The sequence below is a fragment of the Kribbella sp. NPDC051137 genome, assembly GCF_040682535.1.
GTDB classification, from domain to species: Bacteria; Actinomycetota; Actinomycetes; order Propionibacteriales; family Kribbellaceae; genus Kribbella; species Kribbella karoonensis.
In genome coordinates, this window is sequence record NZ_JBFBBI010000003.1 from 694,594 (window position 1) to 719,202 (window position 24,609).

21 protein-coding genes are annotated in these 24,609 nt (G+C 64.8%); 13 read left to right on the forward strand and 8 right to left on the reverse strand.

Translation table 11 applies throughout. The annotated features are described in order from the left end of the window. Nucleotides 1-127: 127 nt before the first annotated feature. The 4 genes from AB0M51_RS18415 to AB0M51_RS18430 are packed head-to-tail and all read left to right on the forward strand — an operon-like array spanning nt 128 to nt 2,724. Nucleotides 128-988: an alpha/beta hydrolase gene (locus AB0M51_RS18415; protein WP_344194425.1), complete on the forward strand. Its 861-nt coding sequence runs from the start codon at nt 128-130 to the stop codon at nt 986-988. An 11-nt stretch (nt 989-999) separates the two neighbouring features. Continuing rightward, nucleotides 1,000-1,683, forward strand: coding sequence for a hypothetical protein (locus AB0M51_RS18420; protein WP_344194427.1), 684 nt, complete (start codon nt 1,000-1,002; stop codon nt 1,681-1,683). 49 nt (nt 1,684-1,732) lie between these two features. Further along, nucleotides 1,733-2,047: a hypothetical protein gene (locus AB0M51_RS18425; protein ID WP_363749648.1), complete on the forward strand. Its 315-nt coding sequence runs from the start codon at nt 1,733-1,735 to the stop codon at nt 2,045-2,047. 50 nt (nt 2,048-2,097) lie between these two features. Further along, the gene (locus AB0M51_RS18430) at nt 2,098-2,724 is read left to right on the forward strand and encodes an SEC-C domain-containing protein (RefSeq protein ID WP_363749649.1); all 627 of its coding nucleotides are present in this window, start codon (nt 2,098-2,100) and stop codon (nt 2,722-2,724) included. 122 nt (nt 2,725-2,846) lie between these two features. On the opposite strand, the gene AB0M51_RS18435 is transcribed toward AB0M51_RS18430, so the two are convergent. The 3 genes from AB0M51_RS18435 to AB0M51_RS18445 are packed head-to-tail and all read right to left on the reverse strand — an operon-like array spanning nt 2,847 to nt 6,409. Continuing rightward, entirely contained in the window at nt 2,847-3,545 is a 699-nt protein-coding gene (locus tag AB0M51_RS18435; RefSeq protein ID WP_363749650.1) for a DUF4352 domain-containing protein, read from the reverse strand. A 42-nt stretch (nt 3,546-3,587) separates the two neighbouring features. Then, nucleotides 3,588-3,938 carry a hypothetical protein gene (locus tag AB0M51_RS18440; RefSeq protein WP_363749651.1) on the reverse strand — a complete coding sequence of 117 codons (351 nt, stop codon included), beginning with the start codon at nt 3,936-3,938 and terminating at the stop codon, nt 3,588-3,590. Further along, nucleotides 3,935-6,409 carry an AAA family ATPase gene (locus AB0M51_RS18445; RefSeq protein WP_363749652.1) on the reverse strand — a complete coding sequence of 825 codons (2,475 nt, stop codon included), beginning with the start codon at nt 6,407-6,409 and terminating at the stop codon, nt 3,935-3,937. The genes AB0M51_RS18440 and AB0M51_RS18445 overlap by 4 nt, the downstream gene beginning before the upstream one ends. A gap of 142 nt (nt 6,410-6,551) precedes the next feature. Here AB0M51_RS18445 and AB0M51_RS18450 point away from each other — a divergent pair, with 142 nt between their 5' ends. The 6 genes from AB0M51_RS18450 to AB0M51_RS18475 all read left to right on the forward strand — a co-directional run bounded on the left by AB0M51_RS18450 (nt 6,552) and on the right by AB0M51_RS18475 (nt 18,078). Further along, nucleotides 6,552-8,633, forward strand: coding sequence for an N-6 DNA methylase (locus AB0M51_RS18450; RefSeq protein WP_363749653.1), 2,082 nt, complete (start codon nt 6,552-6,554; stop codon nt 8,631-8,633). 96 nt (nt 8,634-8,729) lie between these two features. After that, a complete protein-coding gene (locus AB0M51_RS18455; RefSeq protein ID WP_363749654.1) occupies nt 8,730-10,718 on the forward strand; it encodes a class I SAM-dependent DNA methyltransferase in 1,989 nt (662 codons plus the stop codon). Further along, complete coding sequence (locus tag AB0M51_RS18460; protein ID WP_363749655.1) at nt 10,715-11,977, forward strand: restriction endonuclease subunit S; 1,263 nt, start codon at nt 10,715-10,717, stop codon at nt 11,975-11,977. The genes AB0M51_RS18455 and AB0M51_RS18460 overlap by 4 nt, the downstream gene beginning before the upstream one ends. 17 nt (nt 11,978-11,994) lie before the next feature. Then, on the forward strand, nt 11,995-15,144 hold the full coding sequence (locus AB0M51_RS18465) for a type I restriction endonuclease (protein WP_363749656.1): 3,150 nt from the start codon (nt 11,995-11,997) through the stop codon (nt 15,142-15,144). 67 nt (nt 15,145-15,211) lie between these two features. Then, nucleotides 15,212-16,765 carry a serine/threonine-protein kinase gene (locus tag AB0M51_RS18470; RefSeq protein ID WP_363749657.1) on the forward strand — a complete coding sequence of 518 codons (1,554 nt, stop codon included), beginning with the start codon at nt 15,212-15,214 and terminating at the stop codon, nt 16,763-16,765. 62 nt (nt 16,766-16,827) lie between these two features. Further along, entirely contained in the window at nt 16,828-18,078 is a 1,251-nt protein-coding gene (locus AB0M51_RS18475) for a hypothetical protein (protein WP_363749658.1), read from the forward strand. A gap of 51 nt (nt 18,079-18,129) precedes the next feature. On the opposite strand, the gene AB0M51_RS18480 is transcribed toward AB0M51_RS18475, so the two are convergent. Genes AB0M51_RS18480 through AB0M51_RS18490 form a run of 3 tightly spaced genes read right to left on the reverse strand, consistent with a single transcriptional unit; the run spans nt 18,130 to nt 19,716 of the window. Next, on the reverse strand, nt 18,130-18,582 hold the full coding sequence (locus AB0M51_RS18480) for a deaminase (RefSeq protein ID WP_363749659.1): 453 nt from the start codon (nt 18,580-18,582) through the stop codon (nt 18,130-18,132). Next, nucleotides 18,575-19,264: a dihydrofolate reductase family protein gene (locus AB0M51_RS18485; protein ID WP_363749660.1), complete on the reverse strand. Its 690-nt coding sequence runs from the start codon at nt 19,262-19,264 to the stop codon at nt 18,575-18,577. The genes AB0M51_RS18480 and AB0M51_RS18485 overlap by 8 nt, the downstream gene beginning before the upstream one ends. After that, a complete protein-coding gene (locus AB0M51_RS18490; protein WP_363749661.1) occupies nt 19,261-19,716 on the reverse strand; it encodes a hypothetical protein in 456 nt (151 codons plus the stop codon). The genes AB0M51_RS18485 and AB0M51_RS18490 overlap by 4 nt, the downstream gene beginning before the upstream one ends. Before the next feature lie 1,134 nt (nt 19,717-20,850). Between AB0M51_RS18490 and purD the strand changes: the two genes are divergently transcribed. Then, a complete protein-coding gene (purD, locus tag AB0M51_RS18495) occupies nt 20,851-22,128 on the forward strand; it encodes a phosphoribosylamine--glycine ligase (RefSeq protein WP_344194429.1) in 1,278 nt (425 codons plus the stop codon). A gap of 84 nt (nt 22,129-22,212) precedes the next feature. On the opposite strand, the gene AB0M51_RS18500 is transcribed toward purD, so the two are convergent. Both AB0M51_RS18500 and AB0M51_RS18505 read right to left on the reverse strand, forming a co-directional pair. Continuing rightward, on the reverse strand, nt 22,213-22,794 hold the full coding sequence (locus AB0M51_RS18500; protein ID WP_344194431.1) for a hypothetical protein: 582 nt from the start codon (nt 22,792-22,794) through the stop codon (nt 22,213-22,215). Nucleotides 22,795-22,936: 142 nt separating this feature from the next. Further along, nucleotides 22,937-23,437 (reverse strand): TIGR04222 domain-containing membrane protein, encoded by a 501-nt coding sequence (locus tag AB0M51_RS18505; RefSeq protein WP_344194433.1) that lies wholly within the window; start codon nt 23,435-23,437, stop codon nt 22,937-22,939. Nucleotides 23,438-23,509: 72 nt separating this feature from the next. On the opposite strand from AB0M51_RS18505, the gene AB0M51_RS18510 reads away from it, so the two are divergent. Together AB0M51_RS18510 and AB0M51_RS18515 are read left to right on the forward strand one after the other, a co-directional pair. Further along, complete coding sequence (locus AB0M51_RS18510) at nt 23,510-23,998, forward strand: SigE family RNA polymerase sigma factor (RefSeq protein WP_344194435.1); 489 nt, start codon at nt 23,510-23,512, stop codon at nt 23,996-23,998. After that, a complete protein-coding gene (locus AB0M51_RS18515; RefSeq protein ID WP_344194437.1) occupies nt 23,991-24,599 on the forward strand; it encodes a hypothetical protein in 609 nt (202 codons plus the stop codon). Before AB0M51_RS18510 ends, AB0M51_RS18515 begins: the two co-directional genes overlap by 8 nt. Nucleotides 24,600-24,609 lie beyond the last annotated feature (10 nt).

Genomic DNA, 24,609 nt, shown 5'->3' on the forward strand with positions numbered 1-24,609 from the left:
CTCCAGCTAAGCAGAAAGTGCGGGGAAAGTTCCGATCGGGTTCCTGTTGGAGGTGATCGGGACGGTCTAGGCTCTCGAACACGAGGTCGACCAATGGGGGTGGGCCGAGGCGACGAGGAGTCCGACCATGCCCGAGCCGGTGACCCAGACTCTCGACGTACCTGGAGCGACGCTGACGTACGACGTCCGCGGCGACCTCGCGAACCGGCCGGTGCTGCTGATCATCGGCTCGCCGATGGCAGCCAGCGGCTTCCCGACGCTGGCCTCGCACTTCGAGGACCGGACCGTCGTCACGTACGACCCGCGCGGCGTCGAGCGGAGCGTCCGCACCGGCGAGCTGACCGAACTCTCGCCGGAGGACCACGCCTCGGACCTCGCCGCACTGATCGAACACCTGGACGTCGGCCCGGTCGACCTGTTCGCGAGCAGCGGTGGCGCGGTGAACGCCCTGGCCCTGACTGCCCGCCGCCCCGACCTGATCCGGCGCGTGGTCCCGCACGAGCCGCCGCTGGCCGGCATCCTCCCGGACCACGAGGCCGCCACGGCCGCGGTCGAGGACATCTACGCGACGTACCAGCGCGACGGCCTGGGACCCGGGATGGCGAAGTTCATCACGCTGGTGATGTACGACGGGGAGATCTCCGCCGACTACTCCCGGCAGCCTGCCCCGGACCCGGCGATGTTCGGCCTGCCGACCGAGGACGACGGCAAGCGCGACGACGCCCTGATCGGGCAGAACCTGCGCGGCTGTACGTCGTACCAGCCGGACTTCGAGGCGCTGGCGAAGGCGAAGGACCGGATCGTCATCGGTGTCGGCGAGGAATCGGAGAACGCTCTCGCGGGCCGCGGCGGCAAGGCGGTGGCCGAACGGCTCGGTCTGACACCGGTCGTGTTCCCGAGCGGCCACGGCGGCTTCCTCGGCAACGAATACGGCCAGCCCGGCAAACCGCTCGAGTTCGCAGCCAAGCTCCGCGAGGTCCTTGGGTAACCTAGCTCTCTGTGATCAAAGCCCTGGTTTTGGTGATCGGCCTGCTGACGTCTCCTACCCCCGAAACCTATGCGCAGTATTCCTTGATGTTCGAGAAGTCCGCGGGCCAGTACTTCGCGGGCGACACCGCAGCGGGCCAATGGGCCTGGACGCCGCTGTCGGCCACCGAGTCCGACATCTCGTGGGGTGATCCCAAGTCCTGGCCGCCTGCCTCCGCCGAACACTTCATCCACGACGGCGACTGGGTCCTCCTCGACGGCTACAACGACGGCGCCGGCCGGCCGCTCACGCAGGTCCAGCGCGTCACCTCCGAGAAGATCGGCGACGCCAACTGCACCAACCTGCAGCCGATCCCCTCCGCAGGCGGCCGCCAGCACTACGTGAAATGGACCATCCCCAGCACCGGCTACTGCCTGGACGCCACCGGCACCATCAAACCCCCGAACGGCTCCACCACAGTCAACTTCCGCCACCTGCAGAAGTGGTCGCCCCCGCACGCCTGCTCCAATCCCTACTTCACCGGCCAGACCTGCATCACCCAGTTCGAGCAGTGGTGGGACGACAACCAACACCCCTACTCCCTCCAGCTCTCCCGCACCCTGGAGCTCGCGAAGGGCCTAGGCATGTCCTTCACCAACCACACCACAGTCCCCCTGGAGTGGAACGCAACCGGCCGCTACTACTGGCACTACTGAATACCTAGGCACCGAACGCGAATCGGCCGCGATACCGTTGAGCGTGCGCATGACCGACGTCTTGTCGACCGAAGATATTGATCGCATCGCCGCTGAGGCGAGCGAGAGCGAGACGCCTGAGACGCTGGCGGCAGTCTTGGTCGCTGCGGTGGACGATGGCCGGTTGGCCGACGCCGCGGACGCCGGGTATGCGCTGAGTGTGGCGGCTGAAATCGCCACGGACACCGACGAGCCGGAGACCGCGATGGCGCTCGCGGAGCGCGCCATCGAGGCCTGCGAGCGATCCGGGGACAAATCGATCAGCTACCCGTTGGCCACTCGTGCGGACGCGCTTTCCTCGCCGGCCGTGACGAGGAGGCGGTGACACAGCTCGCTGCCCTGCGTGAACGGCTGACCGAGGACCCCGATGCAGCGATGCTCGTCGGTGAGGTTCTCGTCGCGAACGGGCACGCGGAGGTCGCGGAGGAATGGCTGACCGAGGCGCTCGACGTTGTTCTCCGGCGTCAGGACGAACTGGAGTCAAAGCCTTCGGATCCGGCGTACGACCATGTCGCGATGGTGTCGTTCGAAGTGCTGCAGGCCCGGCACGGTGTGCGGCATGAGCTCGGGCTTCCCCATGATGAGTACGACGATCTCGCGGACGAGCTGATGGAGGAGTTGGAGGACTCGCTGGACGACGGCGCGGTGGTCCTCTTCTTGCCGCAGCCCGAGTACGACGAAGCTCTACGCAGCTGGCCGGACCTCGCGGCCGATCACGGCGCAACCTGGGACGAGCATCGAGCAACCACAGAGCAAGAGCTCCGGATGCGAGCCGAGCACAGCGCAGGTGGCTTGGGCGTAATTCCCGGCACGGCCGACGCCCTGGCAGAGTTCGCGAGAACGGCCGGTAGCGAGCAGATCAACGCCGCCACGATCCAGGCCCACCGCGACTCCTTGGTCGACTCAGGCATCGCCCCAATACCTTGGCCGCCAGGCCGAAACGACCCCTGCTGGTGCGGCTCGGAGAGCAAGTACAAGAAGTGCTGCCTGCCACGCGTGTAGTGACGAGACGCGTCTAGCTGGAGCGGAGCGGCAGCCGCTCGCCGCTACCAGGCTGACTAGGTCGCTGTGCGAGCAGAAGACCGGCTCTCTCCCTCCTCAGAGCCGGTCTCCTGGCACTCGGGCTATTTCGACAACTTGCCCTCGAAGTGGCTGCCCTCGTAGTCCCAGCCCGGGGCGATCTCGAGCTGCAGCGTCGAGCTCGCGTTGGCCTTCGGGATCGCAAAGCCGTACCGGGCGGTCTTCTTCTTGCCGGGCAGGATCGAGCCTTCGAAGCCACCGCCGAGGTTCTGATCGGTGTCGAACACCGATTCGGCCTGGTCCCCGTTCGGCCCACTCGCGAGCTTCACGTCGACGAGCCCGGTGTCGAACGTGTTGCTGGAACCGTTCTGAAGAGTGACCGTGACGATGACGCCGACGTCCCCAGGCTTACCTCCGGCGGCATACTGGCCGATCCGGAACCGCTTCAGGCTGGTCACCTGAACCTTCATCCCGTCGCTGTACTCGAACCACTGCGTCGCCCCCACCTTCGCAACGCGATCGTCATCCGTCGGGGTAGCTGTCGGCTCCGCGCTCGCCGGTGGCTCGGTCGCTGCCGCGGAGGTCTGAGACACTGACGGCGACGAAGCCGTAGCGGGTGCCTCGGCCTTGGTAGCCGTGCTCTCCTTCGTCGCCTCGCCAAGACCATTCGCCAGTACGGCGGCGCAGCCGCCCACGAACACGACGAATGCCACCGCCACCACGATCACGACGTTGCGCAAGGCCCGACGCTTCTTAACAGGCGGCCCAGGCTGATATTGCGAGTTTTGCTGGTACTGAGACATTCGTGTCCCCCCAAATGTGCTGGATTGTTGATATCGGAAGCGCTAGCGGCTTGCCCGCATCGCGGCGAGCCCGGCGACCGTCGAGTGCAGATGTCGCAGTTCAGAGATCGTGGGCGAGAGTTCGTACGAGTGGTGGTGGCAGGCCTGGCTCAAGGCAGTCCACGCATACTCCGCCGTTCGGCTGAAGCCGGTCTCATCAAGCGCCTTCAGTACTGAGAGCCTCGATCGCATCCGGACCGGGAACGGCATAGGGGCGACGAGCTGTTCGCAATGGGCCTCGATCTCGTCCTCAAGCGCCTGCCTGGTAAGGAACGCGGCGATCCTGATCCGACGTGGAGTCGCTGCCTGCTCGCCGGCCAGGATCGCCCCGGCGTACTCCAGTTCGCTCGTCACTTCCGCTGCCCGAGGATGTCGTCGACCGTCCGGCGAAGATCCTCGATCGCGCCGTCGACAGAACCAGTCAACCCTTCGTGCACCGCCTTGCGGCAGATTCCCAGGGTCCGGTTGCGGTAGGCGGTTCGCTGCCAACCGTTCAAGCCGAAGGACTTGTCGCCGAACACCGCGAGGGCGACCTTGTTGCTTGTCGTCGACGCCGAGTCCCAAGTGGCTTCGACCTTGTGTCTGGACGTGCCCTTGCTGAGCTGTTTGAAGAAGTGCACCTCGTGCGCTGCGGCCTCGACCGCCAGCCGCACGTACCCCGGAAACGCCTTGGTGATCACCGTCTGAGGGACCGCTTTGTCCTTCAGCAGTTCCTGGGCGTCCTCGATGTAACGACGGGCTGGCGACTGACAGGGGACGACCTGGACCATGGAGTCGACGCCCCGTTCGACGTTGACGATCCTGGCCTCTGGCGCTGTACGGCGTACCGCCTGGGTCAACCGGTCATCATGCGAGAACACGATCACCTGTCGATCCTTCGCGTACTCGACCAGGATCTCGGCCAAGCCGTCTACCTTTGCCGGATCCATCGCCTGGACCGGGTCGTCCAGCACGACGAACCGCAGAGGACTCGCGGGCATAGCTGCCCTGGGCAGGAACAACGCCATCGCGATGGCGTTGAGTTCTCCCTGGCTCATCACTGGCAGTGCGTCGGCCGGCTCACCGTCGACACGGGCCGCGAGCTTGACTGTGCCACGGTTTCGCTGGCCCGACAGGGTGATCGCGTCGAGGTCGATGTTGCTTTCCTTGCGGAGATGGCTCCAGACCCACTTGGCCTTCTCTGCGAGTGGCTCGAGTCGCTGGTTGCGCAACTGCTCGGCGTTGGTCTTCAGCCAGCTCTGTGAGGCCCTCGCGTCGTGCAAGTCCTGGGCGCTCGCCTCGGCGGCGCCGCGAAGCTTGACCCACTCCAGTACATCCCCGACGAGGTCCCGCCAGGTATCGTCCCGCTCGCTGAGCGCGGCTGTCGCTTCGTCGCGAAGCCGGGTGAGGACGTCTACCACCGACGTGACTCTTACCGCCAGGTGCCGTGCAAACTCCGCATCTGCCTCGGGCGCTTCCCGCCACGCCTTCAGAACTGCTCGTGCCTCGGTGAGCGTCGGGAGGCCCAGTTCACCGTCCGCGGAGGACAGTTCCGGTACGTCGACCAGCGCGCGAGCGGCAGCGCGCCGTGCAGCGAGGTCTTCGCGGGCGGAACGAAGGGCGACGACAGACGCGCGATCCGCGGCCAAGTCGGCCTGAGCCCTTTCGTGCCAGTCGTTGTCCAGCACGTTGCCGCTGCAGACAGGGCAGACCTGGTCTCCGTGCTGGCTGTGGAACTGCAGCGCCATTTCGAGCAGCCGGCTCCGGGACTCTGTGTGGGTCGACGCGTCGTCGGCCAGCTCTGTCAACTGTTGCACAGCCCTCAGGAGCTCGTCGGACGCGGACTCGACGGCGTGCCTGTCCGGCACCGACATGTTCGTGATGCCGCGAAGCTGCTCACCGATCCCATCAGTCGCCGCGTCGCCGAGCGTCAGGTTTTTCACGAGGTCGAGGTCAGGCTTCTGCTTGCCGAGCTGACCAACTACGGCCTGCGCCCGGGCGTCGTCGACGTGCTCCAGCCTGCGCTTGAGAGCGCTTTTGGATGCGCTAGCCTTGTCCGAGGCGACCTTCAGGTGCTTGACCTGTGTGTTGAGCCGGTCGATTCCGTCGGCGATCCGGTCGAGTCCGAGAATGCTCTCCAGAGAGCGGTACAGGTCGGTCTGCGTTCCCTCCAGGCGCTGGCTGAGTTCGTCGTACGAGAGGATGGGGCGATACAGCTCGAGGGCTGTTCCCCAGCCGAGTGCGCCAACGCCCGACGTCCGGGTTTTGCCGTGCCGCTGCGTCCAAATCTTCGCGTCGTGCAGGCCGTCGTCCGTCGCCCACTCGACGCCGATCTCTGTACGGCCGTGGACCTCCTCGGCAAGCGCGATCCGGACCCGTGCGCTCTGTACGTGATGCAGGTTGCGCCATGAGTTCGTCCAGAACGCCTTCTTGCCTTTCCAGCGGTAGCTCTCACCCGTGAGTGCGAACTCGAGGGCTTCGGAGAAGCTCGACTTCCCGGAGCCGTTGCGTCCGGCCACGACGGTCAAGCCCGGACCGGGGTGCAGGTCGAGGCGCGCCTCCGCGCCGATCCCGCGAAACCCCGACACCGTGATGGATGTCAGGAACGCCCTAACAGGCTCCGCGTCCGTGCTCGCTGTCTTCGCCGATTTGCCCGTGGTGCTCGACTCGCCGTCGGTGCCGAACTCATCCGAGAGAGCCTCGTCACTGTCCATCGCAGCGAGAACGAGCATCTTCTGACGCTCGGTCAACGCTGGGTCCCGATCGGCCAAGGCCACGACGGTGTCAACCACCGACTCGTCGTCCCCCGGTGCAGCCTGCTGACCATCGGCCGTTCCGTCCGTCATCCTCGCAACCCCCTCGTCTTCGTGAACGGCACTATGACAGCATTGCCTGTGAACGATGTCAACAGACAATTTTCGATGGTGTGTGTACACGAGCCGTCTTCTCGACTAGGCTCATGCACGTAAACGGGACCAGGAGGTGGCGATGGAGCGACCGGATGCCGAGGGTGCTGAGGGCGCAGGCACTGTGTCGTCGGTTGGCATTGCGCGTCTTGCGGGCGTCGGTCGGGCCGCGGTGAGCAATTGGCGTCGGCGATATGCCGACTTCCCGGAGCCCGTCGGTGGAACGCCTACCAGTCCGTCGTTCGACCTCGCGGCGGTCGAGCGGTGGCTGATGGCGCAAGGCAAGTTGCCGGAGGTAAGCGCGCCCGACCGTGCGTGGCGGGAGATTGCGGCTGCGTCCGGTGGACCCGACCTTGGTGGGGCGCTCTGGCTAGCGGGCTTGATGCTGTTCCATCGATCGATCGCGGGTGATGCGTGGAGTGCTGTTCCGCCACCGAGTTCGCTCGCTGCATCGGCCGGCATGGTGAACCGTGAGGCCGAAGTGCTGTTTCGTGGCGAGTTGCCCGATGCCTGGCTGCCTCGACACTTGGTCGTGCTCTCTGCCGCCGCTGGAGTGGCTGGTGACCCAGCGGAGATCTTCGAACACTTCTACGCCTTGTATCTCAGGGCGAGAGGCGCGACCTCTGACTATGTGACGCCGGTAAGTGTTGCACGCCTGATGCTGTCCTTGACCGATGCTGCCAACAGCACCTCGGACCCGGCCCGACCAGTTGCAGATGTCATGGACCTCGCGTGTGGGATGGGATCGCTGCTGGTGGAGGCGGCCCGCGCCCATCACGACGTACGGATCCTCGGCCAGGATCTCGATCCGACTGCAGCCTGTATCGCGCAAGTCCGGCTCTTGTTCACATCGAAGGAGCAATCAGCCGTCATCCGGGTTGGGGATTCGCTGCGGACGGACGCGTTCCCGGGGGAGCGTGTCGATCTCGTCGTTTCGAATCCACCGTTCGGCCTGCACGACTGGGCTGACGACCAACTGACCTTTGATCCGCGCTGGGAGTACGGCGGTCTTCCACCGAGGACTGAACCCGAATTGGCGTGGGTGCAGGATGCGCTAGCTCATCTGCGCCCTGGTGGCCAAGCTGTCCTACTGATGCCGCCAGTAGCAGCGTGGCGTTCTGCCGGTCGCCGGATTCGCGGCGAGTTGTTACGCCGCGGCGTCGTTCGGGCCGTGGTCGCCTTGCCGTCGGGCCTTCTTCCCGCGACCTCGGTCGGGTTGCACCTCTGGGTGCTTCGGCGACCGGCGGATAGCCAGGTCACCGATCGTGTGCTAATGATCGACGCCTCTCGGCTGGAACAGCCAACAGCGGAGGCAGTGATCGAGCTCGCGGTTCCGGCCTGGCGGTCATACGAGCGTGAGCCCGCGTCGGTCAACGAACAGGCTGGGCTCGTGAAGCTTGTCCCGGTGATCGACCTGCTGGACGAGGAGGTCGACCTCACGCCTGCTCGACACCTAACGGTTGCCGAGGATGAACAACGTGATCCGACCGAGTTGTTGGCCTCAGGCGAACAGGTACTCAAGCGCCTGCGCGAAGTCGCCGAAAATATGCCGACTCTCATGCCTGCCATGCCGCCTGCATTGTCCGAGATTCGGGGGCTATCACTGGATGAGCTCGTGCGCACCGGAACCGTTGAGGTCGTTCGTGGGTACTCCCGGGTCAGTGTTGATGCCGAGAGCGCATCCGAGCCCGGCGTGACCGGCGGAGACGTTGTTCGCGGCAGTGGGCCGAGTGGCCGGGCGCCGGGGACGGCAATACGGATCGAGTCGGGCGACGTCCTCGTGCCGGCACTCGGGGCGTCTGTCGTCGCGCGGGTGGCGACGGCTGAACAGATCGGCGTACGGATCGGCCAGAATGTCAGCCTCATCCGAGTTGATGCGGAGAGGGTCGACCCGTGGTTCCTGGCGGGCATGCTGACCGCGCCGACCAACCGCCGCGAGGCAACGCGCCAGTCGTCCGGCACCAGCATCGTCCGGGTCAACCTGAAACGGCTCCAGGTCCCGCTATTGCCGGTCGAGCAGCAACGACGGTACGGCGAGGCCTTCAGGCGGCTGATCGAGTTCGACGCGATGGTGGAGCGGGCGGCCGGCGAAACCCACCGACTGGTGCAGGAACTTTCCATGGCGCTGACCCGCGGGAGCCTTGTTCCCGAGTGCGGTGCATGAGATGACAATGTGTAGTCGACGCACGTTCCGTTGTAACAGTGCGAAGCGTGTGGACGATCGAGTCGATGAGACGAAAGACCGGGGAGAGGGAATCCGTTGAGCGACACCACGCCGAAGAATCTGGCGAACTTCATCTGGCAGGTCGCAGACCTGCTGCGGGGGGACTACAAACGCTCCGACTACGGCAAGGTCATCCTGCCGTTCACCGTCCTCCGCCGCCTCGAGTGCGTCCTGGAACCGACGCGTGAGGCCGTCCTCAAAGAAGCCGGGAAGTGGGCCGATCGCAATGTCGATCTTGCTCGGTTCCTGACCAGGCAGTCAGGTCAAAGCTTCTACAACCTCACGAAGCTGTCGCTGACGTCGGTCGCGAACGCGCCCGACGATGCTGTCGCCAACCTGAATGCCTACGTCAATGGATTCTCGGCAAACGCGCAGGCCGTCTTCGAAAAGTTCCGGTTCGCCGAGCAGGTTGCCTATCTGGCGGAGGCCGGCCTTCTCCACTTGGTCGTTGCGCGCTTCGCCGACGTCGATCTGCACCCGAACGGCGTCTCGAACCACGAGATGGGCTACGTGTTCGAGGAGTTGATCCGGAAGTTCGCTGAAGACTCGAACGAGACCGCCGGTGAGCACTTCACACCCCGTGAGGTCATCAAGTTGATGGCCGGCCTTCTGATTGCCCCCGACCTCACCGATCTGCAGGTTCCCGGCATGAGCCGCAAGGTCTATGACCCGGCCTGTGGAACGGGCGGCATGCTGACTGCGGCGGAGGAGTTCATCCTGTCGCACAACTCGCAGGGGCAGGTCTTCTCGTTCGGTCAAGAGCTCAACCCGGAGTCCTGGGCTATCTGTCGCTCCGACCTGATGATCAAGAACCAGGATCCGGACAACATCAAGCTCGGCAACTCGTTCACCAACGACCAGCTGCAGCACGAGAAGTTCGACTACATGCTGTCCAACCCACCGTTTGGTGTGGAGTGGAAGAAGGCCCAAGCCGAGATAGTCGACGAGGCCAACGACCTCGGCATGCGCGGCCGCTTCGGCGCCGGCCTCCCGCGCATCAACGACGGGTCGTTGCTGTTCCTCCAACACATGATCTCGAAAATGCGCCCCGTAGGCGAGGGCGGCAGCCGACTCGCAATCGTCTTCAACGGCTCGCCACTCTTCACCGGCGCCGCAGAGTCCGGCGAGTCGAAGATCCGTCAATGGATCCTCGAGAACGACTGGCTCGAAGCGATCGTCGCGCTGCCGGACCAACTCTTCTACAACACCGGAATCTCGACCTACTTCTGGATCCTCACCAACCGCAAGGCCCCTGCCCACCGCGGCAAAGTCGTCCTACTCGACGCCCGCGATCACTGGGCCAAGATGCGGAAGTCGCTCGGTGACAAGCGCAAGTACATCACCGACGAGCAGATCGAGGAGATCCACCGCCTGTACGCCGACGCACTGTCGGTCGCCGACAACCCAGACCACGAGCTGCACGGAAAGGTGAAGGTCTTCCGCAACGAGGACTTCGGCTACCACCGCATCACCGTCGAGCGCCCCCTCAAGCTCCGCTTCGAGGTCACGGAAGAGGCACTCACCGACCTCGAACTCACCCTGAAGTCCGGCAAAACCACCTCGAAGTACGGCGATCGCGACGCCCTACTCGCCGCCCTCAAGACCCTCGTCGGCAACGAACCATCGTTCAATAAGACCGAATTCGCCGCCACCCTCCGATCCGCCCTATCCGACCTGAGCAAGTTGCCGGCACCCGTCGACAAGGCCGTATGGAACGCAGTGTCTGTCCGAGACCGAGAGGGCCAGATCCAACTCAAGAAGGGCCAACCCGAGCCCGACCCAGACCTCCGCGACTACGAGAACGTGCCCCTCGAGGAAGACATCGGCGCCTACCTGGAACGCGAGGTCCTCCCACACGTCCCCGACGCCTGGATCGACCACACCAAAACCAAGATCGGCTACGAAATCCCCTTCACTCGCCACTTCTACGTCTACACTCCACCCCGCCCCCTAGCAGAAATCGACGCCGAACTCCGCGAACTCGAATCCGAGATCCAAGAACTCCTGGGAGAGGTGACGTCGTGACGTCTGCCTGGAGCATCTTCGAGGGTTCGACTGACCTTCCTGCTGGTTGGGATCTGGTACGTATACGTGACGTGGCCTCGTTGACGAACGGTTACCCGTTCTCCTCCGACGACTTTGCGCCGAGTGGTGATCTGCCATTAGTTCGGATACGCGACCTGTTAACGAACTCCTTTGAAACGTTCGTCAGCGGCGAGTCTCCAAGAGATGCACGGATCGACGACGGCGACCTCATCATCGGTATGGATGGCGACTTCAATGTGCGACTTTGGAAGCGCGGTCCTGCCGCGTTAAATCAGCGACTTTGTTGTTTGCGTCCGAGGCAAGGAACCGATATCCGATTCCTCGCGTATGCCCTTCCGAGGGCTCTGTCTGTAATCAACGATCTGACGTTCTCGACAACGGTTAAGCATCTATCGTCTTCCCAGGTTCTCAGTGAGCGAATTCCGTGGCCCCAAGTGGAGGAGCAGCAGCGCATCGCTGACTTCCTCGATGACCGTATCTCTGAGATCGACAGATTGATGGCAGTTAAGGAGGCGACAGTCGCAAGACTGGATGAGCGACGGGTTGCTCTCATCAGCCAAAGATGTTTCAGGGGCGTTCACGGAGAGCCTCTGCGAGCCAGCGGCATCGGCCCGATCGGTGACATTCCCGAGAGTTGGCATGTTGCCCGGAACAAGCTCATCTTGCGAGAGATGGCTGACCTTTCGCGGCATGGCGACGAGGAACTGCTGAGTGTCTCGCATATTACAGGCATAACGCCTCGTAGCGAAAAGAATGTTTACATGTTCCTGGCGGAGTCGATGGAAGGGTACAAGAGGGTCAGGCCAGCCGACCTGGTCATCAACACTCTGTGGGCATGGATGGGGGCTCTCGGGGTCAGCAAGTTCTCAGGTATTGTCAGCCCCGCTTACGGAGTGTATGAATTCACGACGCAGGATGCTGTTCCCGAATATTTCGACCTACTCTATCGAACCCCAGAGTATGTGTGCGAGATGACCCGCTATTCAAAGGGCGTGTGGACTTCTCGCCTGCGTCTCTATCCTGAGGCGTTCTTGAGTTTGCGGGTTCCGTTGCCTTCACGAGCGGAGCAAATTGAGATCGTCACAACGATTGAGAAAGAGCTCGAGCCAGACAGGCACTTACGGGATGCGATCCTTCGCTCGATTAGGCTCCTGGAGGAGCGTCGGTCGGCGCTCATATCGGCTGCAGTCACGGGGCAGATTGATGTGACTACGGCGAGGGGAGTTGGGGTGGCGTGAGTCGGGGACATTCGGAGTTGGCGTTTGAGGAGGCTGTGGAGGGGGCTCTGCTTGCCTCTGGCTGGGTGAAGGGGTGGGCTGATACCTACGACCCGGAGCTTGGGCTCGATCCGGGGCAATTGTTGCCGTTTGTGCAGACGGTGCAGCCGGATGTGTGGGAGCAGCTGGTGCAATTCGCCGGCGGTCACCTCGATGTGGCTGAGAGAGACTTGGTCACGGTCGTCGCGAAGGCACTCGATCAGCGCGGTGTTCTTGATGTGTTGCGGAATGGGATCAAGGACCGTGGCGTCCGGATCCGGCTTGCCTACTTCCGGCCGGCCCATACCGTTGCCGATGATGCGCTTGTCGAGTACCAGCAGAACCGTCTGTCAGTTACCCGACAGCTGCGGTACAGCGCCGACTCGACCAAGGCGCTCGACCTCGGGTTGTTCGTCAACGGGATCCCGGTTGCTACGGCCGAGCTGAAGAACCCGCTCACCGGGCAGACTGTTGAGGACGCCAAGGACCAGTATCGGAGCGACCGCGACCCGAAGGAGTTGCTCTTCGCGCGGCGTGCGTTGGTGCACTTCGCCGTCGATCCTGAGTTGGTGTTCGTCACGACTCGCCTGCGCGGCAAGGACACCGTGTTCCTCCCGTTCAACCAGGGCACGGGCGGACCGGGGAACGTCGGTGGTGCGGGGAACCCAGTTGTCGAGGAGGACGGCTCCGGCTACAGGACGGCGTACCTGTGGGAAGAGACGTGGCAGTTCGACAACTGGCTCGATTTGCTCAAGCGGTTCCTTCATATTGAAGACCCGAGTACCTCGCGTTCACGAGGTCGAGCGAACGGTCGGAGCAGTGTTCATGACCGTCCGCTGATTTTCCCGCGCTATCACCAGTGGCATGCGGTACGTCGGCTCACCGAGCATGCCGCTCGTCACGGCTCCGGCAACAACTACCTGGTCATGCACTCGGCCGGGTCCGGTAAGTCGAACACGATCGGCTGGTTGGCGCATCGGCTGTCGACACTGCACGGGTCCGCCGACGTTGGCGCGCTGGATGATGACGCCGTACGTGGTGGACGAGTCGCCGCGAACGAGCCGGTGTTTCACAAGGTGGTCGTCATCACCGACCGCTCTGTTCTGGACAAGCAGTTGCAGGACACGATCTACCAGTTCGACCACACGCCGGGCGTCGTTGAGCGCATCACCGGGGTCGGTGGATCGAAGTCGAGCGAGGTGGCCAAGGCTCTGTCCAACACGGCGACGAAGATCGTTATCGTCACTGTGCAGACCTTCCCGTACGTCCTTGAAGGCGTCTCCAGCCTGGCGGAGAAGCGCATCGCGGTGATTGTCGACGAGGCTCACTCGGGTCAGTCCGGCGACTCGGTGACGAAGCTGAAGAAGGTGCTCCGAGGTCTCGGCGCGGAGGAGTCTGGCGACGATGAGGATCCCCTGACTTCGTCGGCGATGGCCCGCGGCCGTCATCCCAACCTGTCGTACTTCGCCTTCACGGCGACTCCCAAGGAGAAGACACTCCAGCTGTTCGGCATCGATGATGCTGTTGGTAACAAGCGAGCGTTCCACATTTACTCGATGCGGCAGGCGATCGAGGAGGGGTTCATCCTCGACGTGCTGCGGAACTACGCCACGTACAAAACCTACTGGCGGATCGCGAAGGACGGCGCCGAGGACATCGAGGTCAATCCGGACAAGGCAGGCAGCGAGTTGGCTCGCCTCGTCTATCTCGACCCGGCCACGATGCTGGCTCACGCCGAGGTGATCCTGCGGCACTTCCAGGCGAACACACGACGCCAGATGGGCAGTCGAGCCAAGGCGATGGTCGTGACGCGCTCGCGGGAAAGCGCGGTGCGGATGTACCAGGCGCTGCGCCAGAAGATCGACGACCTCAGTATCGCGGACCCTGGCCTACTCGTCGCGTTCTCCGGCAACCTGACGGTCGATGGCGTCGAGTACACCGAGCCTGGGATCAACGGTCTGTCCGAAAGCGAGTTGCCTGAGGCATTCGCCTACACCCGTGCGGACGATCCGAACGCCAGAGCGCGTACTGGAGAGAACGGCGGTGCTCCGCAGCGAACGGAATACCGGATCCTCGTTGTCGCCGACAAGTACCAGACCGGATTCGATCAGCCCCTGCTGACCACGATGTACGTCGAGAAGCCGCTGGCCAGCGTCGCCGCCGTACAGACGTTGTCGCGACTGAACCGCACGCATCCGCTGAAGAGCCAGGAGGACCTCTTCGTCCTGGACTTCGCCAACGAGGCGGAGGAAATCCAGAAGGCGTTCAAGCCGTATTACGAGGAGGCTGTCACCACCCCGGTCGATCCGAACCTGCTCTACGACAAGCAGCGAGCCGTCATGGACCATCAGCTCATCCTCGAATCGGAGCTGGAATCGTTCGCTGAGGCCTACCTCGCGTCCCAACCCGGCTCGGTGGTTGAGGACGGTGGACGGAGCTGGGAGCGCAAGCACGCGGACCTGTATCGGCACATTGATCCGGCGGCCGAACGGTTCGAACGGCTGGCATCGGAGGATCGCGAGGCGGCAGAGCTCTTCAGGGGTGATCTGTCGGACTACGTTCGCAAGTACGGGTTCTTAGCGCAGGTCATGCAGTTCACCGACGTCGACCTCGAGCGGCTGTACCTGTATGGCAAACACCTGCTCAATCGCTTGCCCGCGCGTCGTAACCCAAGCCTGGACATCGGCGACATCGACCTCACGCACCTGCGTGTCAGCAAGACCGGTGAGCATGACGTAGGCCTCGAGCCTGAGGGCGAGCAACTGTTGCCGGGGTTCAACGAAGGCGGCGCCGGCATCATGCGGGATCCCAAGACGGCACTGCTGTCCGAGCTGATCGAGGATTTCAACAATCGCTATGGGCTCGGTCTGAGCGAGGCCGACAAGCTCATGTACGAGGAGCGGGTGACCGCCGCGATCGAGGACCCCGACCTTCAGCAGGCTGCCCTTGCAAGCCGTAACGAGGGCGATTTCGAGATGCCGTTCAACAAGCGCTTCCAGGACATCATGGTTGAGCGGGCGGAGGCCGACACCAAGTTCACCGAGAAGTACTTCTCGGACAGCGAATTCCAGAGCCGTCTCACCCGGGAGGCACGTAAGGCCGCTTACCGGATGATCCGCCGTCGGCACAATGTGTCGGAGGGTGGCTGAATCGCTGCGCGTGGACGCGGAGGGTAGTCGGCGGCAGACTGTTCGGTGAAACCTGGGGAGGAGAAGCGTGCCTGAGCAGTCGAAGGTCATTGCCGGCCGTTATGAGCTGACCGCGCCGATCAAGCACGGAGGGATGGGGGAGGTCTGGCGCGGGTATGACACGGTGCTTGACCGCGACATCGCGGTCAAGCTGATCCGTCCGCAGATCATCGCGTCGGACGAGGACCGCGAGGAACTTGTCGGACGGTTTCGGCGCGAAGCTCGGGTAACGGCCAAGGTCGAGCATCCGGGCGTGCCTGCCGTGTACGACGCTGCTTTCGATGGGAGCACTGATCAACTCTTCATCGTCATGCAGTTGGTGCATGGCGTGTCTGTTTCCGATGTGCTCGCCGAACGGGGCGCGTTGCCTGTGCCCTGGGCCGCATCGGTTGGCGCCCAGATCTGCTCGGTGCTGAGCTATGCCCACGCGGTGCCGATCGTGCATCGGGATCTGAAGCCCGGCAACGTCATGATCGCGCGCGGTGGGGTCGTCAAGGTACTGGACTTCGGTATTGCTGCCTTGCTGCGCAACGACATCACCAAACTCACCTCAACTGGGCGGGTGGTGGGCACCAAACCGTACATGTCGCCGGAGCAGATCCGGAATCTCCCGGTCACGCCGCAGACTGACCTGTACGCGTTCGGCTGTCTCCTGCACGAGATGTTGAGCGGACAGCGGGTCTTCGACGCCGAGGATGAGATCGCGTTGATGTACCAACATCTCGAAGACGACCCGAAACCGCTGCGCGAGCTGGATCCTGAGATCCCTCGCGCCCTGGAGAAGCTCGTACTTGATCTTCTTGCCAAGCATCCCGCTGATCGTCCGGAGAACGCGTGGGCCGTGTACGACAGGCTCGCTCCGCTGCTCCCTGCGATCGACAGGAGCTCGCCTGACGCCGAGCAGCCCGCCGGCGTCATCCCGGACCCGACGCGGCCGTACCGGCGCCCGGCGGCACCGCGGCCGCAGCCCGCCGATCGGCCGCAACCGTCGATACCTGTGCCGTCAGCTCCCAAGATCGACAACGCTCAGATCGAACAGGCACTGGCCGAGGCCGAGTCGCTGATCGTAGACGAGCGTTTCACCCAAGCGTCCGACCTGCTGAGCGAGCTACTGCCGAGCGCGTCGTCGACGTTCGGGCCGGAGAACGCGGCCGTCCTCGACCTCCGAATTAGGTTCGCCGCAGCGTTGTTCCTCGGCGGCGACTACCGCAAGGCTGCACCAGAGTTCGACGGCCTGGCCACTACCGTAGCCAAGCTCGACGGACCTGAGAGCGAGGAAGTCCTGGAGTATCGGCGGCAGGCAGCCGTGTGTCGCATCGCCCTTGGCGAATCACTCCGTGCACTGACTGAGCTCGAATCGATCTTGGCTGTTTACGAACGTGTTCATTCGAACGGGCGCGAGTACCTCGAACTGCGTCTGAGCTTGGCCCGCCTTCGGCTAGGCGTCGGGCAGGATCAGCTCGCGCGCGAGCAGTTGCGTGAGCTGTTCCGGGACGCCCGAGATCGTTTGGGAGACGAAGACGATCTGACCGCCGAGATCGCCGCCCTACTTTCGCGCTTGCAGAACGAGTCCGATGTGTGAGCCCGGGCGCAGCACACCTCACGCTCACCCAACTGCGTACGCTCTCACTTCAGGAGTCGATGATGGATGACGATATTCAGTTGATTAGTGACGGCGAAGGTTTGGCGGTCATTGGGGATCCGATGGCTGTCGAGCGCTTCCTCGTTTCTGAGGGCCTGCCGTCGACGGAGCTCGGTCTGCCACGGCTCGGATCTGTGCTGAGCGCAGGGTCCGCGACTGCACAGGCCGGTTCTGAGATCGCGGCCAACTCTGGCCGCTGGGTGAAGCTGACCAAGGAGTCCGCACAGCGCATCCAAGAGCTCGGGCTGAGGAAGAACCCGAAGACGGGCCTCAGCACCGGCGCACTGAAGGGAAAGCACGGTCAGATCAAAGGATTCGTCGAATTTGCAAAAGGTCCGGGTGCGCTGCTGACCAACCCGGCGGTCCTGGCCGGGGCCGCGGGGATCATGGCACAGCTTGCGATGCAGCAGGCCATGAACGAGATCACCGAGTATCTGGCCACGATCGACAAGAAGCTCGACGACGTGCTCCGCGCCCAGAAGGACGGTGTGGTGGCCGACATGATCGGGGTTGATCTGGTGATCGAGGAGGCCATGACTATCCGGCAGGAGGTCGGCCGGGTCTCCGAGGTCACGTGGTCGAAGGTGCAGGCCACCACGATGACCATTGCACGAACTCAGGCGTACGCCTTGCGTCAGCTCGACGCGCTCGCGGAGAAGATCGAGAGTGAGACCAAGATCCCTGGGCTCGCCAAGAAGGTCCAGGAGGCGTGGCTCAAGGTTCAGGAATGGCTCGCCGTTCTGGCCCGCTGCTTCCAGCTCCAGGACGCGATCGCGGTGCTCGAACTCGACCGCGTGCTGGATGCGTCGCCCGATGATCTGGATCGGCATCGCCTCGGACTCCGGGCCGCCCGCAACAACCGTTTGGAGCTCATTTCACGGAGCACCGAGCATCTGATGGCCCGCATGGATGCGGCCGCCGGCACGGCCAACGCGAAGGTGCTGCTGCACCCGTCGGCCTCGCGGGATGTGGTGGATTCGAGAAACCACGTCGCGAACGCGGTCATCGATTTCCACGGGCGGCTGGGGATCGAGCGCGGTCGAGAGTCGTTGGAGGCGAGACGTTGGGTGGACGCGGCCACGGACGCGCGAGACAAGGCGCTCGATGCGGGTGTGGGCGGTATAGATGCCGCCAGACGCCTCGGTGGCGAGACTTTCGACCGGGCCAAGTCGACGACTGGCGGATTCTCCAACCGGATCGCCGAGCGAGCGCTACGTCGCCGCAGGGACGAGGCTCAGGACGAGCAAGACTGAGCGACGCCGACGTCCGCGGTGGGGACTACCATCGATCCAGTCTCCGATGGATCAGTCCAACCTGAGATGAGCGTTGATCTCCTTAACCCTTTCTGCGAGGAAGGGCTGTTCAACGACCTCGACGCCGGCAGCGTGCAGCAGCTCAGCTCCTTCGCAGTCGACGAAGATTGAGGGTTCTCGCCAGGCGAAAACAACTCGGGGGATGCCGGCGGTGAGGATGAGTTCGGTGCAGGTTCGGGGGCGGGAGGCTCGTTTACTGCACGGCTCGAGGCTGGTGTAGATGGTGGCGGTGCGGAGGCGGGAGTCGTCCGGCGGGATCTTGGTGAGTGCGGTCTCTTCGGCGTGGTCGTGGGGATCAGTTTCCCGGGAGTAGCCGGTGGCGAGGACATCGCCATCGCTGCTGACGATGATCGCGCCGACGCAGAAGGCCGTCGACGACGGCGGGCAGGAACGGGACAGGTCGATCGCCTGCACGAGCCAATGGCGATCGTCGACGTCAGGCATTGGCCGCATCTCCGGGGAGGTAGCGAAGGAGCACAACGTCGCCGATCTGCCTCACCTCGGCGAGCTGCATTCGGTTGGCAGGGTTCTGCGGGAAGGCAGCATCGCTTACGAAGCGTGGAGCCCTGCTGTCCCCGATGAAGAACGGGGCGACCACGAGGTGGATCTCGTCGGCGAGGCCTGCCGCCAGGAACTGAGTGTGGATCGTGCCGCCGCCCTCGACCATCAGACGTTTCACGCCGCGTCTGGCGAGATCGTCGAGGACAAGGCCGAGGTCCACCTCTGCGCCAACGTCGACGACATCGCTCACGCCCTCCACCGCTGCGTTCGCCTTGGCGACGGCAGCGGTTGGGACGTAGACGATCTTGTCGACGTCACCAGTGGCGAAGAACTTCGAGGCTGCATCGAAGTCTCCACTGGTGCTGAGCGTGACCTTGATCGGCGACTCGGTCTGGCCTGCTTCGACACGGCGCTGACGGCGGTCATCGGACCGAACGAGCAGTCGGGGATTGTCGCGGCGGATCGTGTTGGCTCCGACGAGGATGGCGTCGACGTCGGCGCGGACGTCGTCTACCCGGTCGAAGTCTTCGTCGTTGGACAGCAGGAGACGCTCGTTGGTGTTGTCGTCGATGTAGCCGTCGATTGAGGCCGCCACCGACAGCAGTACGTATGGGCGTTCGGTCACAAATGGTCTCCTTCGTCATTGCCGACAAGATCATCAATCATGTACACGAAATCATCCGTCATATGCTCGATTGCGGTCTGGCCGGCACTGCCGTCGAGCGCCGAGCAGCTGATCAGCCTCTCGCGGGTGCTCTCAGTCATCCAGTCTGAGAGGCCCGGCGTGCGGAGGCATTGAGGATAAATCGCCTCGGCCGAGCCGCCACTAGCACCTAATGGCAAGATCTTCTTCCCCATCAACGCAGCGATGTCCGCCTCCGCTTGAGTGCCACTTCTGCCGCCGACGGTCACGACGTACTCGGCGTCGAGAACCACGTTTCGACGGCCGAAGATCACTACAGCTCCGCGCGGACCTGGCGGTTGGTAATGATCCGCAATGTGAGTGATCACCTCGATGCCCACCCCGATCGGACCATGGTTCACCAGAAGCCGCCGGACCACGACCAGCCGAGCCATCGACCGCACGAAGGCGTCGATGACTTCGGGACTTCGTTCCGGTCGCTCGGCTCCCGCAGATGGCGATCCGAGTGCTCGTCGCATCCGAACCGTCGACTCGGGTACGGGTCGGTCCTGCAACGGAGCCCGAGTTTCTGACGAGCTCTCGCTCGTCGCGGACAGAGGAGACCAAGGTGTCCGCCGGTGCCAGACCCATCAGCATCCGTGCGTCGTCAGGCACCTGCAGTCCCTCTGCAATGCGGGTGAGCACGTTGATGTCTGATACCTGGCCATGACGCGTTCCTCGTATCCAGTTCGATACGTCTGAGCGATCGTGCTCGGTCAACAGCGCGACCTGCGTCTGAGTGCACTCGATGAAATAACCGAGATACGTGCGGAACAGTTCGGCGGCACTCTTCAAGCACTATATGCGTGCCTACCTGGCGAAGCCTGCCGAAGTGAACGAAGCTGTCATGAACGACGTGCAGCCCTAGGTATCCATCGGCGACACCGAATGGATCACCAGGAGGCAGTCGCTGGCCAATGTGATGGCCGCCCGGTCGTAGGCGGGATCTCGGGGTGTAGTCCAACTTCGGGGCCTGCTAGGAGCACCGAAAGGGGTGGTCCCGGATCCCGGAGCGCTGACGACGGCGACAGAGAGTACGAAGACTGGGGCACCGACTACGAATTCTTGGCTTGGATGTGGCACGAGCTCTATCAGGATGGACCGACTCCGCGCCGCGGCAACCAGTTCGGGGTGAGTGAACGGCAGGCTCGAACGCCGCAGGCCACCGGAGATCGCTGAGGTTCGGACGGCTGCTTCGCCGTCGCCGATGCCAGTCGTCGTCACCACGCTCTGCTCGGCTTAGGACGCCCGGGTGGGCCTTCATTCGCGAGCGCCAGCGAGCAACTCGTCGGCGGCAGCCGACAAGTCCGGGCGCCAGCCCCGGGGGCGGGTGGGAGCGCGCGGAGCGGGTGCGGGAGGGAGCGCAGCGACCGGAGCGCCGGCGGAGCACGCGGGGGGCTACCGCCTCACCTCCTGTCCACCGCCTCACCTCCTGTCCACCGCCTCACCTCCTGTCCACCGCCTCACCCCGTGGGACGTCTCGGGTTGACGGCGGCTGTTCGTCGGGGAGCACGCTAGGGTGGGCGTCCGTGAAGGTTTTGGTGATCGGGTCTGGTGGGCGCGAGCATGCTCTGGCCTGGGCGTTGGCTCAGGATGCGGAGGTTGAGCAGGTGGTGGCGGCTCCGGGGAATCCGGGGATCGCCGCGCTGCGGCCGGTGTACGACGGGCAGACCGTCGGGTGCCGGGACGTGGACGCCGAGGACCACGACGCGGTGGTCGCGCTGGCCCGGGAGTTGGACGCGGACCTGGTCGTCGTAGGGCCGGAGGCGCCGCTGGTGGCGGGGCTCGCCGATCCGCTCAGGGATGCCGGGATCGCCGTTTTCGGGCCGTCCCGGGAGGCCGCGCAGATCGAGGGGTCGAAGGCGTTCGCGAAGGACGTGATGGCGTGCGCGAGCGTGCCGACCGGCCGCGCGTACGTGTGCACCACGCCCGAGGAGGCGGCGACCGCGATCGACGCGTTCGGGCCGCCGTACGTCGTGAAGGACGACGGGCTCGCCGCGGGGAAGGGCGTCGTGGTGACGTCGGACCGCGAGGCGGCGCTGCAGCACGCGGCGGAGTGCGACCAGGTGCTGATCGAGGAGTACCTCGACGGTCCCGAGGTGTCGCTGTTCGCGATCACCGACGGTACGACGGTACTGCCGATGCAGCCGGCGCAGGACTTCAAGCGGCTCGGCGACAACGACGAGGGCCCGAACACCGGCGGTATGGGCGCGTACACACCGTTGCCGTGGGCACCGGACGACCTGGTCGCCGAGATCACCGAGAAGGTGCTGCAGCCGACGATCGACGAGCTCCGGCACCGGGGTACGCCGTTCAGCGGCCTGCTGTACGCCGGTCTCGCGCTGACGTCACGCGGTGTCCGGGTGATCGAGTTCAACTGCCGCTTCGGGGACCCGGAGACGCAGGCGCTGCTGCCGATGCTGAAGACCCCGCTCGGTGGCCTGCTGTACGCCGCCGCGACCGGCAAGCTCGCCGACCAGGGCGACCTCAGCTGGCGGAACGCGTCCGCGGTCGCGGTCGTGGTGGCCGCGAAGAAGTACCCGGCCAGCCCGCGGAAGGGCGACGTGATCGCGGGGATCGACCAGGCCGAGAACGACGACGTCCGCGTCTTCCACGCCGGTACGGCGATCGAGGACGACGAGCTGGTGACGTCCGGCGGCCGGGTGCTCGCGGTGAGCGCGGTCGGCAAGGACCTCGCCGAGGCACGGCAGCGCGCGTACGCGGCGGTCGGCCAGATCCGGATCAAGGGCTCCCAGCACCGCACCGACATCGCGCTCAAGGCCGAGCGCGGACAGATCACCGTTTGAGACACGCTCTGAGCCAGGACGCGACAGAACCGCCGGCCCAGGCGCGGTCGGCGGTTCTGTCTGTCTCGGGGTCGGAAGCCGTGGTCAGGCGGCGTGCGGCTGACCGGTCAGCCTCGGCATCACCTCGGTGTTCGCGGGCACGGTGCGCAGGTGCGCGTACCCGAGAGCCGAGAGGATCAGCAGCAGCCCGGCGGCCGCGAAGGCGGCGATCGCGGCGATGAAGGCGATCTCCCCCATCTTCCAGAACGCGTAGGCGTTCAGCAGCAGGCCGCGCAGGGTCTCACCGCGGAACACGGTCTGGACCTGGCCGGCGAGCTTGGCGTCGTTCGGGTTGGCGAGCGACTCGGCGGACAGTTGCGCGTAGGTCTTGCCGCCGCCGATCGACTGGATGTGGACGGCGATGTAGTGGTTGGCGTAGGCCTCGGCCTGGGCGCCGTTCACCAGTTGCTGCCCGGCGTACTGCGACAGGTACGGCTTGATCGCCGGGTCGTTGAGCGAGTCGCTGCCCGCCTTCGGGAAGTAGATCTGCTGGGCGGCGAGCTGATCGTGGACCTGGTTGTCGACGAAGTTGTGCGCCCACAGCAGCAGCGCGCCGGCGGCGACCATGACGATCGCGAGAACCAGCCCGGCGGAGGTGAGCAGCGCGTCGAACGTCTTGCGGCGCATGATGTCTTCCTTTCGGCCCGCGGTCTTCGGGGCCGCGGAGTGTGGATGGCCTGTACTCCGAGTGTTCGGCAGCAGCAGCCATCACCGACAGGCACCGAAAGACCTCCGCGCGAGGGTCCAAGTACCCCGCCTGCCAGGACCTCTAGGTGCCGGCCGACGGGCCGATCGAGCCGTCGAAGGTGTTGTCCCGGACCGGGTTGACCGGGTCGATCTTCGGCATCTCCGGCAGCGGGTTGGCCAGCATCTCCCGCAGCCGGTCGTCCGCGATCCCCGGTACGCCGAGCACCGCCACCCGGCGTACTCCGGTCCCCGGATGCGCGAGGAGTTCGCGGTACGTCGAGCTGAACCAGCGGAGGAACCGGAGCTGCCCCTTCGCGCGGACCGCCGTACCGAGGTCCGCGACCGCCGGTGTCGCCGCGACCGCGGTGAGGAACTCGGGCACGGTGAGGCCGCTCTCCGGCACCAGCGCGAGCGCCGCCGCCTCGACCGGGTACGTCGACTCGGTCCGGACGACCTTGACCCGCTGCCGCCGGTACGCGATCTCCAGCCGCCCGTCGCCGGCCAGCGTGACGAACACCACTACCGCGGCGCGCTCGGCGCCGCCGACCAGGTACGCGACCTCGTACGGCGTCAGCCTGTCCATCTGTTCATGGTGTCCTGTAAACAGGTCAGAATTCGATGGAACCGGATCAGTGGGTCGGGGGTGTAGGTGGGTATGGAGACCGAGGGGCTGCGGGAGTTCTACAGCGCCCACCAGCCGCGGCTGGTGGGTGTCGTCTCGCTGCTGACCGGATCGCGCGCCGAAGCCGAGGACATCGTGCAGGAGGCGTTCGTCCGGTTGGTGCCCCGCTGGGAGAAGGTGTCGCGGTACGACGCTCCCGAGGCCTGGGTGCGGCTGGTCGCGATGCGGCTGGCGGCGAACAGGCACCGGGACGGCAACCGGGTCAGCCAGCTGTTCCACCGGCTGCCCGCGGAGCACGTCCCGGACCATGCCGACGGATACTCGGGCGACCTCGAGCAGGCTCTCGCCGGCCTGCCGATGCCGACCCGCCAGGTCGTCGTCCTCCATTACGTCTGCGACCTGAGCGTGGCTCAGGTGGCGGACACGCTCGGGATCGCGGAAGGCACGGTCAAGTCGCGCCTCTCCCGCGCCCGGGACGCCCTGTCCGAATCTTTGCTGTTGAGGAGTGACGACCATGCCTGAGCTGCAGGAAGACCTGCAGGCGCTGGCCGACCGCCGCGCCGCCGAGTCCACCGGGGACTTCGAGTCGGTACTGGTCGCGGCCCGGACCCGCAAGCGCCGCCGGACCGCCGGCCTGACCGTGATCGGAGCAGCCGCGGTGGTCGCGGCGGTGGCCATCATCCCTACGCTCCGCCCTGCTGCTAACAACGCCCCGGTGGCCGGTAGCCCGGTTCCGACCAACGCGGTCGTGCCGCCGACGGTCGAGTCGCATCCGAACGCGCAGCAGCTGCCGAAGGTCGTCGGCCCGCTGGCGCTGCGGACGTCGACGGTGGCGCCCGGTGCCCAGTTCGTGGCGGGGCTCCCCGACAAGGTGGCGCGTGGCGCCGCGTTCTCGCTGTCCTCGGTCTCGCAGCCGGACAAGTCGCTGTACACGCTGGTGGCCAAGGTCGGTTCGGCCGCGCCGTACGCGATCCCGATGACCGGTGAGATGGGCGTCGCGATGCCGTCGTACAACGGCACGGGCCCGTTCACGCTGGCACTGCCGAAGGGCCTGCCGGCCGGTTCGTACCAGGTCTGCACGCTGTCCGGTGCCCGGCTCTGCAGTCTGGTGACGGTCAAGTAGTCGCCGTCTG

Excerpts from the sequence above, each read along its gene's own strand:
- AB0M51_RS18500 (WP_344194431.1), bottom strand. The coding sequence starts at position 22,794 with ATGCGCCGCAAGACGTTCGACGCGCTGCTCACCTCCGCCGGGCTGGTT.
- AB0M51_RS18415 (WP_344194425.1), top strand. The coding sequence starts at position 128 with ATGCCCGAGCCGGTGACCCAGACTCTCGACGTACCTGGAGCGACGCTG.
- AB0M51_RS18435 (WP_363749650.1), bottom strand. The coding sequence starts at position 3,545 with ATGTCTCAGTACCAGCAAAACTCGCAATATCAGCCTGGGCCGCCTGTT.
- AB0M51_RS18445 (WP_363749652.1), bottom strand. The coding sequence starts at position 6,409 with ATGACGGACGGAACGGCCGATGGTCAGCAGGCTGCACCGGGGGACGAC.
- AB0M51_RS18430 (WP_363749649.1), top strand. The coding sequence starts at position 2,098 with ATGCTCGTCGGTGAGGTTCTCGTCGCGAACGGGCACGCGGAGGTCGCG.
- AB0M51_RS18475 (WP_363749658.1), top strand. The coding sequence starts at position 16,828 with ATGGATGACGATATTCAGTTGATTAGTGACGGCGAAGGTTTGGCGGTC.
- AB0M51_RS18510 (WP_344194435.1), top strand. The coding sequence starts at position 23,510 with ATGGAGACCGAGGGGCTGCGGGAGTTCTACAGCGCCCACCAGCCGCGG.
- AB0M51_RS18450 (WP_363749653.1), top strand. The coding sequence starts at position 6,552 with ATGGAGCGACCGGATGCCGAGGGTGCTGAGGGCGCAGGCACTGTGTCG.
- AB0M51_RS18505 (WP_344194433.1), bottom strand. The coding sequence starts at position 23,437 with ATGGACAGGCTGACGCCGTACGAGGTCGCGTACCTGGTCGGCGGCGCC.
- AB0M51_RS18515 (WP_344194437.1), top strand. The coding sequence starts at position 23,991 with ATGCCTGAGCTGCAGGAAGACCTGCAGGCGCTGGCCGACCGCCGCGCC.
- AB0M51_RS18480 (WP_363749659.1), bottom strand. The coding sequence starts at position 18,582 with ATGCCTGACGTCGACGATCGCCATTGGCTCGTGCAGGCGATCGACCTG.
- AB0M51_RS18425 (WP_363749648.1), top strand. The coding sequence starts at position 1,733 with ATGACCGACGTCTTGTCGACCGAAGATATTGATCGCATCGCCGCTGAG.
- AB0M51_RS18490 (WP_363749661.1), bottom strand. The coding sequence starts at position 19,716 with ATGGCTCGGCTGGTCGTGGTCCGGCGGCTTCTGGTGAACCATGGTCCG.